We start from the raw sequence: 17625 nt of genomic DNA, 5'->3' as shown, positions 1-17625 counted from the left end.
GTTTCAGAACGAAAACTGATTCAACACATCCGGCATTCCCTGGGCCAGATCTTCCGCCTCGCGGCGGGCCAGGGAAGCGGCATCCCAGAGCTCGAAGTGAGCACCCATACCGAGCAGCATCACGTCGCGCGTCATTCCGGAAGCGTTGCGCAGTTCGGGAGCAATGAGCACGCGGCCAGAGCCGTCGATGTCAACGTCCTGAGCGTTACCCAACAACAGCCGTTGCAGGCCACGCGCCGTCATCGGAAAAGCCGCGATCTGCTCGCGCTTCGCTTCCCATTCGGGCCGTGGATAAACCAGCAAACAACCATCGGGATGGCGAGTCAGGGTCAGGCGGCCTTCGGCCTGAGACACCAGGGCGTCACGATGCCGGGTCGGAATTGAAATCCGGCCCTTAGCATCCAACGTGAGCGCGCTGCTTCCCTGAAACACCGGTTTACCCCACTTAATTGCACAAATTCCTACTTTTTCCCACTCTACGGGAAGGGCACAAGCGGGTCAAGCGAGCGTTTGAAAATTTTTCAATCACAACAAGGACTTAGAGCAAATCACGAAAGCCGTGAAATGAAAACATCTTGAGAAATCAGGATGTTGCGATGCGAACTAAAAGTCACGCATCATGAAGCGGCGGCAAACACGCTTTTTTTCACTAGGACTTATCAGCACATGACGGCAAGAGAACGCCTCGTGCGCATATCGAACTAGTGCGAAAAAAAGGGGGGAGTGCAAAGCAGATCTATAGGCCGGATTCTGTACGCCGGGTTTCCCCGACTGGCAATCATTCCTCTACGCGAGCCATTGCTGACACGCTCTAGCCACCTACCCGCATGCTCGAACGAGCCGCCCTTTCCAGCCCGAAGGCTGTGCGCATGCCTATTTGATGTTGCTCCGGATAGAGGTTGCCGCGTTTCACCCTGCGATGCCGGCAACTGTCACCAGTTGCCGCAGCACGGAGATGGCCGTGCCGGTGCGCCCCTGAAGGCGCCCGCCCCGCAGACTCGTCTCTGTGGCCCTGTTCCTCGGCTCGATGCTTGCGCATCTTACCGGACGGCCGTTAGCCGCTATCCTGCCCTATGGAGTCCGGACCTTCCTCGATGGTCTAACCATCGCGACTGCCCAATCTGCCTTGCGGCGTGCATTGTAGTACACACAGCCTCATTCGCCGGTTCCTGCGACAATAGCGCCAACGCTAAGCGCAGAAATCCTCATGGCTCAAAACACGCTCATCTCCCTGACCGACGTACAACTGGCTTATGGCCACCATCCCTTGCTCGATCATGCCGACTTCGCCATCCAGGAGGGCGAACGCATCGGCCTGATCGGCCGCAACGGCGCCGGCAAATCCTCATTGCTACGTCTGCTGGATGGGCGCACGCAGCCCGACGACGGCGACATCAGCCGCATGTCGGGTTTGCGCGTCGTTACCGTCGAACAAGAGCCCATACTGGACGAAACCCGCAGCGTGTACGACATGGTCTGCGACGCCGAGGCCCATCCCGAAGATTGGCAGCGTCCGGCGCGGGTGCGCGCCACGCTGGAAAAACTCGGTTTGCCGACCGATGCCTTGATCTCCGGCCTATCGGGCGGCACCCGCAAACGCGTCGCTCTGGCGCGCGCACTGGTGGACCAACCCGACCTTCTGCTCCTCGACGAACCGACCAACCACCTCGATTTCGAAGGCATTGCCTGGCTGGAAGAGCTGCTGCGCAATTGGAAAGGAGCCGCGGTCATCATCACCCACGATCGCCGCTTTCTGGATGCGATCGCCACACGCATCGTCGAACTCGATCGAGGACGCTTGCTCAGCTTTCCGGGCAACTTCAGCCAGTGGCAGGAGCGCAAGGCGCAATGGCTAGAGGCCGAACGCCTCGAACAAGCCCGTTTCGATAAACTCCTGGCGCAGGAAGAGGTCTGGATACGCAAGGGCGTGGAAGCCCGACGCACGCGCAACGAAGGCCGTGTGCGCCGCCTGGAGCGCCTGCGTGTCGAGCGCGCAGACCGGCGCGAACGCATGGGCAACGTCAACCTGGCGGTCGCGCAAGGCCAACGTTCAGGCAAACTGGTCGCGGAACTACGCGATGTCGGCAAAACCTTTGGCGACAAAACCGTCGTACGCGACTACTCAACAACCATCCAACGTGGCGACCGCATCGGTATCATCGGCCCCAACGGTGCCGGCAAGACCACCTTGCTGAAGATCATTCTCGGAGAGCTCGCCCCTGACAGCGGCACGGTACGCACTGGCACCAATGTCGAAGTCGCCTATTTCGACCAAATGCGCGCCCAACTGGATGAAAACGCCGCACTGGCCGACATCATCAACCCCGGCAGCGAATGGGTTGAAATCGGTGGCGCCCGCAAGCACGTTATGAGCTATCTCGGCGATTTTCTCTTCTCGCCAGCGCGTGCCGGCTCGCCGGTGCGCAGCCTGTCCGGCGGCGAGCGTGCCCGCCTGCTGCTCGCGCGACTGTTCGCCCGGCCCGCCAATGTGCTGGTACTCGACGAGCCGACCAACGACCTCGATATCGAAACGCTGGAATTGCTGGAAGAGTTGTTGCAGGACTACGCTGGCACGGTATTGCTGGTCAGCCACGACCGCGCCTTCTTGAACAACGTCGTCACCCAAACCATCGCCTATGAAGGCGATGGCCGCTGGCGCGACTACGTCGGCGGCTACGACGAATGGCTGATGCAACGCCCGCAACCCGAAGCCGCAGCCGCCTCCCCGGCAGCGGCACCGGCCACGGTGCCTCGCGCCAAGCCGGCGCGCGCCTCCAGGATCAGTCCCTGGGAGCTGCGCGAACTTGAAGAATTGCCTGACGTGATCGCCGGGCTGGAAGCCGAACAGGCCAGCCTGAGCGCGAAACTGGCCGATGGCAGCCTGTATCGCGAAGCGCCCCAGGACGTCGATCGTATTCAGGGCGAACTGGCGCGCATCGAGAAAGATCTCGAAACCAAGTTCGCTCGCTGGGAAGCGCTGGAGGAGCGGCGCTCCGCCGCCAATTGAACGGGCTGGATAGCAACGGGCGGCCCTGGCCGCCCGCTTCTCATGCCTTGCGCAGCAGACTCAAGCCTTCACCCGCCAGCGCAGCGCCTCACCTGCCGCCAACGGCACCAGCGTCGTACTGCCAAAAGGCAGCTCTTGCGGGATAGTGAAATCCTCGCGCAACAAGGTCAACGTGTCGGTGTTGCGCGGCAGACCGTAGAAGTCAGGGCCGTGATGGCTGGCAAAACCTTCCAGCTTATCGAGCGCGCCTGCGTTCTCGAAAGCGGTCGCGTACAGTTCCATGGCATGCAAAGCGGTATAACAACCCGCGCAACCACAGGCATGCTCTTTCAGGCCGCGGGCATGCGGTGCGCTATCCGTACCCAGGAAGAAACGCGGGCTGCCGCTGGTGGCAGCTTCCACCAGCGCCTGGCGGTGTATCTCACGCTTGAGTATGGGTAAACAGTACCAATGCGGACGTACGCCGCCCTGGAAAATCGCATTACGGTTGTACAACATGTGCTGCGGCGTGATCGTCGCCGCGATCGGCCCCTCAGCATCACGCACATACTCCGCCCCATCCTTGGTCGTGATGTGCTCAAACACCACCTTCAGACCGGGATAGGCGCGGCGCAAAGGTTGCATCACCCGCTCGATGAACACGGCCTCACGATCGAACACGTCGATGGCCGGGTCCGTCACCTCACCGTGCACCAGCAAAGGCATGCCAGCCTTCTCCAGCGCCGTCAGGGCTGGACCACACTTGCCAAGCAGATCCGTCACGCCGGCATCGGAGTTGGTGGTGGCGCCTGCCGGATACAGCTTCACCGCATAGACCTGGCCGCTGGCATGGGCGCGTTCGATTTCGGCAGCTGGCGTGTTGTCCGTCAGATAAAGCGTCATGAGCGGATTGAAGGCCGTTGCCCGGTTTCCCACTGTTTTCTGCAGAGCAGCCACGATACGCTCGCGGTAGGCGAGCGCCTGCTCCGTCGTCGTAACAGGCGGCTTGAGATTGGGCATGATAATGGCGCGCGCGAATTGACGCGCCGTATCACCCACCACGGCCTCGAGCGCCGCGCCATCGCGCAGATGCAGATGCCAGTCGTCTGGGCGGGTAATCGTGATTTGAGCAGCGTTGGACATAAAAGAGGGGCTTTATTCGGCCAGAGGCATACCGCGCTCAGCCAAAGCAGCGAACATCGCGCTGCCCAGCGGAATCACGGCGTCATTGAAATCGAAATGGGGGTTATGCAGCAGGCAACCCGACTCTGCGCCGCCTTGGCCCAGCCGAAAATAGGCGCCGGGCTTGGCCTGCAGCATAAACGAAAAATCTTCTGACCCCATCGACGGAATCAGATCGCGCACCACCTTATCCTTACCCAGCATCTCGGTGGCGATGTCTGCCACTAGATTCGCATGCTGTGGCGTATTTAAGGTGGCGGGATACACGCGCTCGTAGCTAACTTCGGCTGTTGCCCCAAAGGCGGACGCGATAGCCGTCGCCAATTCACGCATCCGCATCTCGACCATTTCCTGCACCGATTTACGGAAGGTTCGCACCGTGCCTACCATGCGCGCCTCCCGTGGGATCACGCTCATTGCACCCGGATGCCCGGCCTGCACCGAACCGATGGACAATACCGCGGAATCCAGCGGGTTAACGTTGCGCGACACAATCGTCTGCAAAGCCGTGATCAGATGACCGGCCACCGTGACCGGATCGATTGTCTGATAGGGATGCGCACCGTGACCGCCCCGTCCATTGATCACGATTTCAAAGCGATCAGCCGCCGCCATCATCGGACCCGGATTCACGCCTATCGTGCCGGCAGGCAAACCGGGCCAGTTATGCAGCGCATAAACGGCGTCACAGGGATAGGTGTCAAACAGGCCATCATCCAGCATGGCCTTGGCTCCCCCCAAGCCCTCTTCGGCTGGTTGGAAGATCAACACCGCCGTGCCATCAAAATTGCGGGTCTGGGCCAGATAGCGTGCCGCGCCCAGCAACACCGCCGTATGCCCATCATGACCGCAGCCATGCATCAAACCTGGCTTGGTGGACCGATGCGCGAAGGCATTGTCTTCCGTCATAGGCAAGGCATCCATATCGGCGCGCAAGCCGATCATCCGACCGCTATCGCAACGCTTGCCGCGAATCACCCCCACCACGCCGGTCTTGCCGATGCCGCGATGCACCTCGATACCCAGTGCCTCAAGCGCACCCGCAACAATCCCTGAAGTTCGAACTTCTTCGAAACCCAATTCGGGATGGGCGTGCAAATCTCGACGCAGGGACGTGAGCTCTTCGTGGAAAAGACTTATCGATTCAAGTAGAGAACGTGCGTACATAGGACGTTACAGATGCCTCATAGGAGGGAGTGTATAGGCCGATTTTAGTTGCTACAGAGGATAAATGGCTTTGTCTTTACTGGGGAGACACGTTATGCTGCCGCCCGCAGGACATTTTTTCCAACATCCAGAGAAGGAGCGCCGCATTATGGCCACACCCTCCAAAACCGCGACCACGCGTAAACCGAATGCCGCGTTTATGAAGCCCCTGACCCCCAGCGCCGAGCTGGCCGCTGTCATCGGCTCGGAAGCCGTGCCGCGTACCGAGGTCACCAAAAAGATCTGGGACTACATCAAGAAGCACAACCTGCAAGACGCCAGCAACAAGCGCAACATCAACGCTGATGCCAAGCTGCTTCCCATCTTTGGCAAAGATCAGGTGACGATGTTCGAACTGACCAAATTGGTCAACGCTCACCTCAAGTAAGCGCCTGGGTCGAGGGCGTACCTCGTGCGTCCCTTCCTCCCTTTGTGCGTGAGGCAAGCCGGGTGTCGCCGTCCTGACCTCCCGGTCGTACTCCCCTCCCTGTTCTTGCGCTAACGACAGGAACATGCTGCACTGGCACTCATGCGTGCCAGATAGGCAGACTTGAGACAAAAAAACCGGCCATGGCCGGTTTTTTGCTTGATGCTAGGCATAACTGGAAGGCGGATTGCCCTCCAGCAGGGCCAGCCAGCCCTTGATAAGACGGTACAGCACCCAGATCACCGTAGCAGCCATGCCGATCCAGCCGATATAGATCAGCATCAGCACAAAGCTGACGGCAATCCAGAGCAAGGACCACCAAAAGGTGCGCAACAACCAATCGAAGTGCGACGCGTAAACAGTGCCTGCGGCATCCGAACGCTTCAGATACATCAGCACGACAGCCGCAAGCGTCGCGACCCCCAACATGCCGCCAGTCAAGAAGCCCAGCGCAAACAGGCCGTAGGAAACGTGCGTCAGAGTACGCAGATCCAGGGGTTGAGAACCCGGTACGGAATTGGGAGATTCACTCACGATCACTGCTCCATCGAATGCATTCACACAATCTTACCGCACAATACCGCAGCCTCCCGGCGGCCGTTGTTATTTAGGTACGCAGCGAGGTTTTGCTCCTCCGGGCTCTTGCCAAGGTCTTGTTTAGCTTTTCCGACTCTGACCTAGCCTCGCCGCTACGAAAAGAATGCATCGATATCCCTGGCTGAGACAGCCTAGGCAGCCGGCATGCAAAGACTTAACGCCTGCCGGGCAGATCAGCGGGCGTCAGGCAACGTGGCAGGCACCGGGTTTTCGCAGGCTGAGAGGGTGTTGGGGCGTGGCGCCTGGGGGAAGGCGAGCCGCGCAGGCAGGGGGTGCGGCAAGGGCCAGCGCAAGGGTGAAGCGCAAAAACAAAACCCCACAAGCGGTAGCTTGTGGGGTTTTGAGGGATAAAAGCCTGACGATGACCTACTTTCACAGGCGTAAACCAACTATCATCGGCGCGAAGGCGTTTCACTGTCCTGTTCGGGATGGGAAGGAGTGGGGCCACCTTGCTATGGTCGTCAGGCGTAACTGGCTAAGCAGTTGACGCTGTTGTCAACAGCTTGAATTTGGAAGAAGCGTCACGCGGGTTGCGTTGATGTATGTTCAGACGGCACTGGCGCGTATGGCCAGCAATCGTATATGTAAGACTAAAGAGTTATAGGATCAAGCCGCACGGGCAATTAGTATCGGTTAGCTTAACGCATTACTGCGCTTCCACACCCGACCTATCAACGTCCTGGTCTTGAACGACCCTTTAGAGAGATCTAGTCTCTGGGATACCTAATCTTCAGACGAGTTTCCCGCTTAGATGCCTTCAGCGGTTATCTCTTCCGTACTTAGCTACCCGGCAATGCCATTGGCATGACAACCGGTACACCAGAGGTACGTCCACTCCGGTCCTCTCGTACTAGGAGCAGGCTCCGTCAAGTATCCAACGCCCACGGCAGATAGGGACCAAACTGTCTCACGACGTTTTAAACCCAGCTCACGTACCTCTTTAAATGGCGAACAGCCATACCCTTGGGACCGGCTACAGCCCCAGGATGAGATGAGCCGACATCGAGGTGCCAAACACCGCCGTCGATATGAACTCTTGGGCGGTATCAGCCTGTTATCCCCAGAGTACCTTTTATCCGTTGAGCGATGGCCCTTCCATTCAGAACCACCGGATCACTATGTCCTGCTTTCGCACCTGTTCGACTTGTCAGTCTCACAGTCAAGCACGCTTATGCCATTGCACTATCAGCACGATTTCCGACCGTACCTAGCGTACCTTCGAGCTCCTCCGTTACACTTTGGGAGGAGACCGCCCCAGTCAAACTGCCCACCATGCACTGTCCCCGATCCGGATAACGGACCAAGGTTAGAACCGCAAACAAACCAGGGTGGTATTTCAAGGACGGCTCCCTCGAATCTGGCGACTCGAGTTCTGCGCCTCCCACCTATCCTACACAGGCCGGTTCACAGTTCAATGCAAAGCTACAGTAAAGGTTCATGGGGTCTTTCCGTCTAGCCGCGGGTAGATTGCATCATCACAAACACTTCAACTTCGCTGAGTCTCGGGAGGAGACAGTGTGGCCATCGTTACGCCATTCGTGCAGGTCGGAACTTACCCGACAAGGAATTTCGCTACCTTAGGACCGTTATAGTTACGGCCGCCGTTTACCGGGGCTTCGATCAAGAGCTTGCACCCCATCACTTAACCTTCCGGCACCGGGCAGGCGTCACACCCTATACGTCGACTTTCGTCTTTGCAGAGTGCTGTGTTTTTAATAAACAGTCGCAGCCACCGATTCTCTGCGACCCCATCATGCTCAGCGCGCAGGCGCCTCACACTACCGGGGCATACCTTCTCCCGAAGTTACGGTATTAATTTGCCGAGTTCCTTCTCCCGAGTTCTCTCAAGCGCCTTGGAATATTCATCCCGTCCACCTGTGTCGGTTTGCGGTACGGTCTCGTACAGCTGAAGCTTAGAGGCTTTTCTTGGAACCACTTCCAATCACTTCGCGAGACATGCTCGCTCGAGCCACACCCTTGATTTACGCGCCCGGATTTGCCTAAGCGCCATCTTCAATGCAGCAACAGGGACATCCAACACCCTGATGATCTTCCGCGATCCGTCCCCCCATCGCACTGTACGACGGTGCTGGAATATTAACCAGCTTCCCATCAGCTACGCATCTCTGCCTCGCCTTAGGGGCCGACTCACCCTGCGCCGATGAACGTTGCGCAGGAAACCTTGGACTTACGGCGAGGGGGCTTTTCACCCCCTTTATCGCTACTCATGTCAGCATTCGCACTTCTGATACCTCCAGCAGCCTTCACAAGCCACCTTCGCAGGCTTACAGAACGCTCTCCTACCGCGTGTACTCAAAGTACACACCCGCAGCTTCGGTTTATCACTTAGCCCCGTTACATCTTCCGCGCAGGACGACTCGATCAGTGAGCTATTACGCTTTCTTTAAAGGGTGGCTGCTTCTAAGCCAACCTCCTGACTGTCTATGCCTTCCCACTTCGTTTCCCACTTAGTGATAATTTGGGACCTTAGCTGGCGGTCTGGGTTGTTTCCCTCTTGAGTCCGGACGTTAGCACCCGGTGCTCTGTCTCCCAAGCTGTACTTGCGGGTATTCGGAGTTTGCCATGGTTTGGTAAGTCGCCATGACCCCCTAGCCATAACAGTGCTCTACCCCCCGCAGTAATACTTGAGGCACTACCTAAATAGTTTTCGGAGAGAACCAGCTATTTCCAGATTTGTTTAGCCTTTCACCCCTATCCACAGCTCATCCCCTAGTTTTTCAACACTAGTGGGTTCGGTCCTCCAGCACGTGTTACCGTGCCTTCAACCTGGCCATGGGTAGATCATCTGGTTTCGGGTCTACACCCAGCGACTCAACGCCCTATTCGGACTCGCTTTCGCTACGCCTTCCCTATTCGGTTAAGCTTGCCACTGAATGTAAGTCGCTGACCCATTATACAAAAGGTACGCCGTCACCCCACAAGGAGGCTCCGACTGTTTGTATGCACACGGTTTCAGGATCTATTTCACTCCCCTTCCGGGGTTCTTTTCGCCTTTCCCTCACGGTACTGGTTCACTATCGGTCGATCACGAGTATTTAGCCTTGGAGGATGGTCCCCCCATCTTCAAACAGGATTTCACGTGTCCCGCCCTACTTCTCTTACGCTTAGTTCCACCACCCGCATTTCATCTACAGGGCTATCACCTGCTACGGCCAGACTTTCCAGACTGTTCGATTATACGGATGGCTAAATCGTAAAGGCTCTTCCGATTTCGCTCGCCACTACTATCGGAATCTCGGTTGATTTCTTTTCCTCGAGCTACTGAGATGTTTCAGTTCACCCGGTTCGCTTCCACTGACCTATGTATTCAGTCAGGGATACTGCTTGCGCAGTGGGTTTCCCCATTCGGACATCTACGGATCAAAGCTTGTTTGCCAGCTCCCCGTAGCTTTTCGCAGGCTACCACGTCCTTCATCGCCTGTGATCGCCAAGGCATCCACCATGTGCACTTAGTCGCTTGATCCTATAACACTTGAGTCTTATAGGTTGCTGTCATTTCGCGTTTGTGCCGTTCTTAAGTTCAAAAGCTCTGACCATCTCTGGTCAGCTTGAGACTTGGAACATAATCATGCAATCACAACCCGTATTCATCTTCGTCAAGTTCCCTTGATTACTCGATAAACACTTTACGTTGTGCTTCTTCCAAATTGTTAAAGAACATATATAGCTGTCAGGCCTAAACCTAACGATTAAGACTGCTCGCAACCTTAACCGTTAACCTCAGACTCGCGAAGGATGAAACCTCTCTCTAACCGCCTCACTTCCAATCCGGCATCAACCGAATCAAAAGTAACTGGTGGAGGTGAACGGGATCGAACCGATGACATCCTGCTTGCAAAGCAGGCGCTCTCCCAGCTGAGCTACACCCCCGTATTCGTGGTGGGTCTGGTTGGATTCGAACCAACGACCCCCGCCTTATCAAGACGGTGCTCTAACCGACTGAGCTACAGACCCCAGACTTCAAATCTTCCGGATCTGTTCGATCCTTCGCAGCTATATTCAAACAACCGATAAGCGTGGACACTTAATGCGAGCACTTAGCTCTTAAAGGAGGTGATCCAGCCGCACCTTCCGATACGGCTACCTTGTTACGACTTCACCCCAGTCATGAATCCTACCGTGGTAATCGCCCCCCTTGCGGTTAGGCTAACTACTTCTGGTAAAACCCACTCCCATGGTGTGACGGGCGGTGTGTACAAGACCCGGGAACGTATTCACCGCGACATGCTGATCCGCGATTACTAGCGATTCCGACTTCACGCAGTCGAGTTGCAGACTGCGATCCGGACTACGATCGGGTTTCTGGGATTGGCTCCCCCTCGCGGGTTGGCGACCCTCTGTCCCGACCATTGTATGACGTGTGAAGCCCTACCCATAAGGGCCATGAGGACTTGACGTCATCCCCACCTTCCTCCGGTTTGTCACCGGCAGTCTCATTAGAGTGCCCTTTCGTAGCAACTAATGACAAGGGTTGCGCTCGTTGCGGGACTTAACCCAACATCTCACGACACGAGCTGACGACAGCCATGCAGCACCTGTGTTCCGGTTCTCTTGCGAGCACTCCCAAATCTCTTCGGGATTCCAGACATGTCAAGGGTAGGTAAGGTTTTTCGCGTTGCATCGAATTAATCCACATCATCCACCGCTTGTGCGGGTCCCCGTCAATTCCTTTGAGTTTTAATCTTGCGACCGTACTCCCCAGGCGGTCAACTTCACGCGTTAGCTGCGCTACTAAGGCCCGAAGGCCCCAACAGCTAGTTGACATCGTTTAGGGCGTGGACTACCAGGGTATCTAATCCTGTTTGCTCCCCACGCTTTCGTGCATGAGCGTCAGTGTTATCCCAGGAGGCTGCCTTCGCCATCGGTGTTCCTCCGCATATCTACGCATTTCACTGCTACACGCGGAATTCCACCTCCCTCTGACACACTCTAGCTCGGTAGTTAAAAATGCAGTTCCAAAGTTAAGCTCTGGGATTTCACATCTTTCTTTCCGAACCGCCTGCGCACGCTTTACGCCCAGTAATTCCGATTAACGCTTGCACCCTACGTATTACCGCGGCTGCTGGCACGTAGTTAGCCGGTGCTTATTCTGCAGGTACCGTCATTTGCGCAAGGTATTAGCCTGCGCCTTTTCTTTCCTGCCAAAAGTGCTTTACAACCCGAAGGCCTTCATCGCACACGCGGGATGGCTGGATCAGGGTTTCCCCCATTGTCCAAAATTCCCCACTGCTGCCTCCCGTAGGAGTCTGGGCCGTGTCTCAGTCCCAGTGTGGCTGGTCGTCCTCTCAAACCAGCTACGGATCGTCGCCTTGGTGAGCCGTTACCCCACCAACTAGCTAATCCGATATCGGCCGCTCTAATAGTGCGAGGCCCGAAGGTCCCCCGCTTTCCCCCGTAGGGCGTATGCGGTATTAGCTACGCTTTCGCGTAGTTATCCCCCGCTACTAGGCACGTTCCGATACATTACTCACCCGTTCGCCACTCGCCACCAGACCGAAGTCCGTGCTGCCGTTCGACTTGCATGTGTAAAGCATCCCGCCAGCGTTCAATCTGAGCCAGGATCAAACTCTTCAGTTTAATCTCTGTGTTGCGCCGTTAATCTCTTAACGACGACTTTCGCTTGCTCAAAGGAAGTGAGGTGATAGTTTCGAAAAACTAAACCTTACTTCTATATGAGCACTTGATAGTTTCGCTTCCCGTCAGACCTAAGCCTGACGTTGCGCACTCACACCAAGTGCCCACACTTATCGGTTGTTTAATTGTTAAAGAGCGGTCTTGCTAATTCTGTACTACCTTACTGCTTCGCTTCTCACTTACCGCGTCGCTCGGCTTATCTGCCGTTCGTCGCTGCATCGTTGTCAGCAGCAGAGAAACGAGATTATGAAGGAGTTTTTTTCGTTTGTCAACTCAGCTTCGCTTTTTTCGTATCGCTTGCGAAGATTTTTTTCTCCACTCACGCTACCGGCGAAACACCGAGTTGGCAACTTACTCACCACCTCACAGCAACCTAAGTCACTGCTCACCTCTTATCTCACTTCCTTGCTCTAGCAGCTCTCGAAACACCCTGCCGTTTTGCAGATCCGGGTAAACCCGAATGTTTCGATAACTGCCAAGCCCGAAACTATAACACAACTTTTTGGAATTTTGCAAGTCACTCGCAATTTTTTATTCCCCGTCGTGCCGCACTGGAATCCGGGCCGGCTATCGCCTTAACCTCTCTCCCCGTGCCTGACGCCTATCTGCTCTTCCCACGTTTCGCTTTGCGATAACCGCTTTGGAATCAAACACATAAACCTCAATTCCGGCTTCACTTCACTGACTGCGCCGCGTCTGCGTTGCTGTCTGTGCTGCGAAGGAGGCGAACTATAGCACAGCTTTTTTCGCCCTGTCTCGGCTTTGACTCTTTTTTAAAGAAAAATGAAAAATAATTTTGAAAGCCCCCACCTTCTGCCCCTGTTTGAGTTCCCCCTCTATATATAGGGGGCTTGTTTTGGCCCTGGCCCGACAGAATCTCGCTGTGGGGCTACACCCGCAACTCGGTCGTTTCCTTGATTTGCTGCAAAGCAAAGAAAGACTTCATATCGACTACCGCAGGATGCAACATCAGGGTATCCATCGCAAAGCGGGAAAAGTGCGCCAGGTCTTCTACTTGAATGCGCAAAAGATAGTCCATGTCTCCTGACATCGCGTAGCACTCGACGACCTCCGGCCAGAGTTGCACATCGCTATGGAAGTCAGCCATCGGGGCATGGCTGCCGCCCACATGCTTGTTGAGCCGGATCGTCACATAGGCAAGCAGCCCCAGGCCAACCTTCTTGGCATCCACCAGCGCGGCGTAGCGCTTGATATACCCCTGCTCTTCCAGTCTGCGCACCCTGCGTAAGCAAGGGCTAGGAGATAGCGACACACGCTCGGCCAACTCCTGATTACTTAGCCTGCCATCCCGCTGCAATTCGGCCAGAATCTTTCGATCTGTCCTGTCCAACCCTATTTCTGTCATTTTTCACCCCACTTTATAATTTATGCGCAATTAAATTGCTGATGATAGCTATTTATCGGGCATTTTTGCAATCCGCTGCCGCGCTAAATCCCTAGAATTTGTGTTTTCCAGCCCCATAAACGATAGAGACAAGCGAGCGCAGGCATGAGCACTCAATTTCAGCCTTGGGACAACCCCATGGGCACCTCCGGCTTCGAGTTCATCGAGTACACCGCCCCCGATCCGATTGCGCTGCGCAAAGTGTTTGAGCTGCTTGGTTTCAAGGCCATTGCCAAGCATCGGCACAAAGATGTGACGCTGTACCGCCAGGGCGGTATCAACTTCCTGATCAATGCCGAACCAGACTCTTTCGCCCAGCGTTTTGCCCGCTTGCACGGTCCCTCTATTTGCGCCATCGGCTTTCGGGTGGATGACGCGGCACGCGCCTACAAGCGCGCGCTCGAGTTAGGCGCCTGGGGTTTCGATTCGCATAGCGGCCCGATGGAATTGAACATTCCCGCCATTAAGGGGATCGGTGACTCGCTGATTTATCTGGTGGATCGCTGGCGCGGCAAGAACGGCCACGGCGGCATTGGCGACATCAGTATTTATGACGTCGACTTCGAGCCGCTCGACCCTGCGCACGCCCAGGAGGACCTGACCCATGTCGGAGCCGGACTTACCCTGGTGGACCACCTGACGCACAATGTGCACAAAGGCCGGATGGATGAGTGGGCCGAATTCTACGAACGCCTCTTCAATTTCCGCGAAGTGCGCTACTTCGATATTGAAGGCAAGGTGACGGGCGTGAAGTCCAAAGCCATGACCTCTCCTTGCGGCAACATCCGCATTCCCATCAACGAGGAAGGCACCGAGGAAAAAGGGCAGATCCAAGAGTATCTGGACCTGTACCGCGGCGAAGGCATTCAGCACATCGCCATGTCTACCGACAATATCTACGCCACCATCGAGCGCTTACGCGAGAACGGTGTGGTCTTTTTGGATACGCCCGAGACCTACTACGAATTGCTCGACCGCCGCCTGCCGGAGCACGGCGAGGACGTTGCCCGTCTGCAAAAAAACCGCATCCTGCTGGACGGCGCCCCCGATGGCGGTCTGTTGCTGCAAATTTTCACCGAGAACCAGATTGGCCCGATCTTCTTCGAGATCATTCAACGCAAGGGCAATGATGGTTTCGGTGAGGGCAACTTCAAAGCATTGTTCGAATCGATCGAACTCGACCAAATGCGCCGAGGCGTGGTGAAGTCGGTCGACTGAGTCCCGCCCACAGTGAAATGCCCCTCCCTGGCGACAGCGGCCAGAGAGGGGCATTTTTTATGACTTCAAACGACTCTGAAACTGCTTACGGAATTTGCTCACCTTGGGCGCGATGACGAACTGGCAATAGCCCTGCTCAGGATGCAAGGCGAAATAGTCCCGATGGTAGTCTTCGGCAGGCCAGAAGGTGGCAGGCGCCAGCAGCTTGGTGACGATAGGGGCATCGTAGATTTGCGCGCTATCGATCTCGCCGATGACCGCCTGAGCCTCTTGGCGCTGCTTATCGTTCTGCCAAAAGATTGCCGATTCGTATTGCGGACCGACGTCATTACCTTGGCGGCCCGGCGTCGTCGGGTCATGTGTGGCGAAGAACACGCGCAACAGATCCGCATAGCTCAATTCAGCCGGATCGAACTCGATGCGAGCGACTTCTATATGGCCCGTGTCTTTATTGCAGACTTGCTGATAGGTCGGATGATCGACGTGACCGCCGGCATAGCCGGGCAGCACACTGACCACGCCACGCAAATCCTTGAACACCGCCTCGACACACCAGAAGCAGCCGCCACCCAGCACCGCAATCTCCGTGCCGGAACAGGAAGGAGTTTCAGACATGGGGTTTCCTAAAGTTGAGAGTTATTTGGCAGGCGACAACGTCAGCACCCATTCCGCTAACTTGTGAGCCTCTTCAGGCGTCACCTGCGATTGTGCAGGCATAGGCACGGCGCCCCAGACCCCGCGGCCACCATGGCGAATTTTGTTAGCAAGGTAATCAACGGCCTCAGGATGCCCGGCATAACGTTCCGCGACACTGCGAAAAGGCGGCCCCACCCGCTTGTTATCAACCTGATGGCAGGCCATACAGGCCTTGCTTTTGGCCAGATCAAGCCCGGTGGTTTGCGCAGTGGCCGAAGCAGATGCAATCAGTGACAGGCCAAACAGGGCAGTTTTGAAGTTCAAATGCATAGATACGGAATTCCACGATAGAAGACACTAGCCAGGGGCCATAACGATGGTACCCGAAAGCTGTCTGGAAGGACCTCCCCAGGGAGTCTGTCTTGCAGACATTCTCCAAGTCATCCGAACGACGGGCGCGTCCGGTTATGATCGGACAACTTTTCTTCGCAGACCGCTCATGCTTCAGTTTCCCCAATTTGATCCCGTCGCGTTGCGCTTGGGTCCGCTTGCCATCCACTGGTACGGCCTGATGTATCTGCTGGCGTTCGCCTTTGTTTATTTACTGGGCCGCTACCGAATCAAGCGCGGCCAGGGCGGCAACCTGACATATAAAGACCTAGAAGATCTGATCTTCTATAGCGTGCTCGGCGTGGTGCTGGGCGGCCGCCTGGGTTATGTGCTGTTTTACAAACCAGGCTATTACCTCAGCCACCCGCTTGAGATCGCCTTTTTGTGGGAAGGAGGCATGTCCTTCCATGGTGGCCTGATAGGCGTGATCCTGGTGATGCTGCTCTTCGCGCGCAAGAAAGGCGTCTCTTTCTTTACGATCAGCGATTTCATTGCGCCCCTGATTCCCTTGGGCCTGGGCGCCGGGCGTCTGGGCAACTTCATCAATGGCGAACTCTGGGGCAGGCCAAGCGATTTGCCCTGGGCAATGGTCTTTCCACAATCGGGCAGCATGCTGCCGCGCCACCCCTCCCAGCTTTACGAGCTAGGCCTAGAAGGTCTGGTGCTCTTTGCGCTGCTATGGTGGTTTTCGAGTAAGCCGCGCCCTACCGGGCAGGTGAGCGCGATGTTCCTCATGGGTTACGGCGCGTTCCGCTTCCTGGTGGAGTTCACCCGTGAACCAGATAATTTCCTGGGCTTACTCGCCGGAGGCATGAGCATGGGACAGTGGCTGTCCCTCCCCATGTTCCTCGGCGGTCTCGTGCTGTTCGTGCTTACTGCAAGACGATCGTCCCGCCAACCGTAACGCTGACGGTCACCTCGCCGGCCTCCAAGGGCACCCCTGCAGCCGGCGCGGCGTCTGCGGCTTTGGCCATTGCCATCATGCGCGGCATCGCCCCACCACCATCACCCCCACCCAACTCAAGCTTGGACAGGCGGTAACCCGAAAAACCGAAGGCATTGGCCGCAGCCAATGCCCGCTCTTTGAAGGCTTGCGCCGCCTGGCCCAGCAATTTGCGCTCCTCGGCCTCGCGCCCTTCACGGGAAAGGAAGAAAGAGATATTCGAAATTGCGGTCTTGTCGCCCAGTTTGGCGGCCAGCGCCGAAGCGGCTTCAAAATCCTTGGATTCGAGCACGATCTCACCCTGGCCACGCCAATTCACGATCTTGCCTTTGGAATTGGTATTGGGCCAGACGTTATAGCCACCGGTACGGACTTCGATATTTTTAGCTCCACGGGCACGCTTGACCACGTCATCGAGCGCAGCCGTCAGACGCTTACCAGCGCTAGATTGATCGTTAGCCTCAACTTCCACCGACAGGGTGATGCGCACCGTGTCTTGCTTGACTTCGGCGGACGCCGAAGCATGCAGGCTCAATTCGGGTGCCGCGCGCGTGGACTCGGCAACCGCCGGTGCAGCAGTTTGCGCCAGGACGGGTTGAGCGAAAGCAAACGCCAGCGTGGCGCAGCAGGCCGCCGCGATTCGGGTCAGCGAAAACGCTTGGGATCGATGCATGAGGAAACCTGTAGAAAGATGACAGGGGGGAGGAATACGGGAGAACCCCGTCCAGGCTGCCCTGCGCCGCAAAAGACGCAGGACAGCCTGTATAAGATGCCCCGCAAGTGCCGTCTAGGCCGGCATCTCGAACCCATAGGTTCAAGGTGGTCGCGATCCGAAGAGCATCGGGTTCGTCAGCAAAGAGACGATCACACCCGCTCGACACTCCCGCAACCAGTATGCCGAAAAGCATCGGTTCAGAGAATGTATGGCCAAGTCACGAGCACCGCAGGGACAAACTGGAAACGCAGTGATGCGCGGCGGA

Annotated in this window: 12 protein-coding genes, 2 tRNA genes, 3 rRNA genes and 2 other RNA genes; 4 read left to right on the top strand and 15 right to left on the bottom strand. The window is 56.5% G+C overall.

Translation table 11 applies throughout. The annotated features are described in order from the left end of the window. Positions 1 to 3: 3 nt before the first annotated feature. Positions 4 to 432: a division/cell wall cluster transcriptional repressor MraZ gene (mraZ, locus tag U0029_RS02685; RefSeq protein ID WP_039051967.1), complete on the bottom strand. Its 429-nt coding sequence runs from the start codon at positions 430 to 432 to the stop codon at positions 4 to 6. A 291-nt stretch (positions 433 to 723) separates the two neighbouring features. Then, an RNA gene (gene rnpB / locus U0029_RS02680) (RNase P RNA component class A) lies at positions 724 to 1128 on the bottom strand. Between the two features lie 79 nt (positions 1129 to 1207). Here rnpB and U0029_RS02675 point away from each other — a divergent pair. After that, positions 1208 to 3007, top strand: a complete 1800-nt coding sequence (locus tag U0029_RS02675) for an ATP-binding cassette domain-containing protein (protein ID WP_114852782.1) — start codon at positions 1208 to 1210, stop codon at positions 3005 to 3007. Between the two features lie 60 nt (positions 3008 to 3067). On the opposite strand, the gene pyrC is transcribed toward U0029_RS02675, so the two are convergent. Beyond that, positions 3068 to 4129 (bottom strand): dihydroorotase, encoded by a 1062-nt coding sequence (gene pyrC, locus U0029_RS02670; protein ID WP_012418529.1) that lies wholly within the window; start codon positions 4127 to 4129, stop codon positions 3068 to 3070. Between the two features lie 12 nt (positions 4130 to 4141). Further along, positions 4142 to 5335: a M20 aminoacylase family protein gene (locus U0029_RS02665; RefSeq protein WP_012418530.1), complete on the bottom strand. Its 1194-nt coding sequence runs from the start codon at positions 5333 to 5335 to the stop codon at positions 4142 to 4144. A 148-nt stretch (positions 5336 to 5483) separates the two neighbouring features. Between U0029_RS02665 and U0029_RS02660 the strand changes: the two genes are divergently transcribed. Further along, positions 5484 to 5762 carry an SWIB/MDM2 domain-containing protein gene (locus tag U0029_RS02660; protein WP_012418531.1) on the top strand — a complete coding sequence of 93 codons (279 nt, stop codon included), beginning with the start codon at positions 5484 to 5486 and terminating at the stop codon, positions 5760 to 5762. A gap of 204 nt (positions 5763 to 5966) precedes the next feature. On the opposite strand, the gene U0029_RS02655 is transcribed toward U0029_RS02660, so the two are convergent. From U0029_RS02655 to U0029_RS02625, 7 genes are all read right to left on the bottom strand, one after another. Further along, entirely contained in the window at positions 5967 to 6341 is a 375-nt protein-coding gene (locus U0029_RS02655; RefSeq protein WP_039051971.1) for a DUF4870 family protein, read from the bottom strand. A gap of 410 nt (positions 6342 to 6751) precedes the next feature. Then, a 5S ribosomal RNA gene (gene rrf / locus U0029_RS02650) occupies positions 6752 to 6864 on the bottom strand. Between the two features lie 136 nt (positions 6865 to 7000). After that, positions 7001 to 9882, bottom strand: a 23S ribosomal RNA gene (locus U0029_RS02645). Between the two features lie 331 nt (positions 9883 to 10213). Continuing rightward, a tRNA-Ala gene (locus tag U0029_RS02640) sits at positions 10214 to 10289 on the bottom strand. Between the two features lie 7 nt (positions 10290 to 10296). Then, positions 10297 to 10373 (bottom strand) — tRNA-Ile (locus U0029_RS02635). Between the two features lie 92 nt (positions 10374 to 10465). Then, positions 10466 to 11996, bottom strand: a 16S ribosomal RNA gene (locus U0029_RS02630). Together the 16S, 23S and 5S rRNA genes with 2 tRNA genes alongside form the textbook arrangement of a ribosomal RNA operon. 946 nt (positions 11997 to 12942) lie before the next feature. Beyond that, entirely contained in the window at positions 12943 to 13419 is a 477-nt protein-coding gene (locus tag U0029_RS02625; RefSeq protein ID WP_012418533.1) for an Lrp/AsnC family transcriptional regulator, read from the bottom strand. 144 nt (positions 13420 to 13563) lie between these two features. Here U0029_RS02625 and hppD point away from each other — a divergent pair, with 144 nt between their 5' ends. Then, positions 13564 to 14676, top strand: a complete 1113-nt coding sequence (hppD, locus tag U0029_RS02620) for a 4-hydroxyphenylpyruvate dioxygenase (RefSeq protein ID WP_012418534.1) — start codon at positions 13564 to 13566, stop codon at positions 14674 to 14676. Positions 14677 to 14733: 57 nt separating this feature from the next. On the opposite strand, the gene msrA is transcribed toward hppD, so the two are convergent. Next, positions 14734 to 15291 (bottom strand): peptide-methionine (S)-S-oxide reductase MsrA, encoded by a 558-nt coding sequence (msrA, locus tag U0029_RS02615; RefSeq protein WP_012418535.1) that lies wholly within the window; start codon positions 15289 to 15291, stop codon positions 14734 to 14736. Positions 15292 to 15312: 21 nt separating this feature from the next. Next, on the bottom strand, positions 15313 to 15642 hold the full coding sequence (locus tag U0029_RS02610; protein ID WP_012418536.1) for a c-type cytochrome: 330 nt from the start codon (positions 15640 to 15642) through the stop codon (positions 15313 to 15315). A gap of 169 nt (positions 15643 to 15811) precedes the next feature. Here U0029_RS02610 and lgt point away from each other — a divergent pair, with 169 nt between their 5' ends. Further along, positions 15812 to 16606, top strand: coding sequence for a prolipoprotein diacylglyceryl transferase (lgt, locus tag U0029_RS02605; RefSeq protein ID WP_114852231.1), 795 nt, complete (start codon positions 15812 to 15814; stop codon positions 16604 to 16606). On the opposite strand, the gene U0029_RS02600 is transcribed toward lgt, so the two are convergent. Together U0029_RS02600 and ssrS are read right to left on the bottom strand one after the other, a co-directional pair. Continuing rightward, positions 16575 to 17318 (bottom strand): SIMPL domain-containing protein, encoded by a 744-nt coding sequence (locus U0029_RS02600; RefSeq protein WP_012418538.1) that lies wholly within the window; start codon positions 17316 to 17318, stop codon positions 16575 to 16577. The two genes, lgt and U0029_RS02600, sit on opposite strands and share 32 nt — an antisense overlap. 94 nt (positions 17319 to 17412) lie before the next feature. After that, positions 17413 to 17598: non-coding RNA, 6S RNA (gene ssrS / locus U0029_RS02595), on the bottom strand. Between the last annotated feature and the right edge of the window lie 27 nt (positions 17599 to 17625).

Origin of the sequence: Bordetella avium (assembly GCF_034424645.1) — a bacterium.
GTDB lineage: Bacteria > Pseudomonadota > Gammaproteobacteria > Burkholderiales > Burkholderiaceae_B > Bordetella > Bordetella avium.
The sequence above is the reverse complement of the archived record's forward strand: the minus strand, read 5'-3'. Positions and strand labels throughout refer to the sequence as shown.